Here is a 1,038-nt window from a genome sequence, read left to right as displayed (position 1 = left end):
AAGTTCGCGGAGGTTTTCCCGCCCGCCGCGGGGACGCCCTTCGCGGACTACCCGGTGCCGGGGGAATACGACATCAAGTCCGACGGCAGGGTGGTCCTGGTGACCGAGGACGAGAGGGGAGTGAGGGAAAAGGAAGTCCTGCCCGCGCCCGTGGCGCTCGCGGCACACCTCGTGCCCGCCGACGGCCAAGAGGACGACGTGCACTACGAGGTCTGGTGGTGGCACTACGAGGGCGGGTGGCGGCGCGCCCAGTTCCCCGCGGGCGTGCTCTTCAACGCCAACAAGTTCGATTTCCTGGCCAACCGCGACATGCCCGTCGACAGCAACCGCAAGAACGCCCTCGTGGCTTGGCTCGCCGCCCTGCGCGACCTGAGGTACGAGTTCCCGGAGGAGGCGAGGATGCCCCAGAGGGTGGTCGTCTCCCGCTCCGGGTGGCACTCCCTCCCTAGCGGGAAGGAGATATTCGCCGTGGGGAAGGACATCTTTTCGGCCTCGGGCCGCCTGGCCGGCGAGGCGGGGGGCGTGCGGGACGACGTGGACCCCGACGACCCGCTGACCGAGTGGCGCGAGGTCTCCGTCAACGAGCGCCAGCTCCTGGAGCCCATCGCGGCGAAGGGCACCCTGGAGGGCCAGTTGCGGACTTACCTGCGCTGGATGGAGAAATACCCCCTGGCGGGGTTCTTCGCGGGCGCCGCGGCCGCCGGGCCGCTGATGCGCACCCTCGTGAAGCACGGCCTCTCCGAGGTCTGCGGCTTCGTCGTGGAGAGCGCCGACCCAGAGGCGGGGCACGGTAAGACCCTGGCCAACCGCTTCGCGGCGGGCGTGTGGGGCGTGCCCGAGGTCGGCGAAAAGGGGATGATACGCACCGCCCACCGCACCACCGTGCACAGCGAGATACTGTTTGGTGTGCACTGCGACATATCGTGCCACATAGACGAGTCCCAGCTGGTCAGGCTCGCCGACTCCCTCGCGGAGATGGTCTACTCCCTCGGCCTCGGCTCCGGCAAGGAGCGCGGCGCCAAGCACGGCGGCGGCCGC

At 69.7% G+C, this 1,038-nt stretch carries 1 protein-coding gene; it reads left to right on the top strand.

Going from position 1 to position 1,038, the window contains the following annotated elements:
* Positions 1-1,038 (top strand): DUF927 domain-containing protein (locus G454_RS19795; protein WP_035108144.1); only part of this gene is annotated, 1,038 nt, incomplete at both ends.

Source organism: Desulfovirgula thermocuniculi DSM 16036 (genome assembly GCF_000429345.1).
Lineage (GTDB): Bacteria > Bacillota > Desulfotomaculia > Desulfotomaculales > Desulfovirgulaceae > Desulfovirgula > Desulfovirgula thermocuniculi.
Note: the sequence above shows the minus strand (reverse complement) of the source record. Positions and strands in the feature narration are given on the sequence as shown.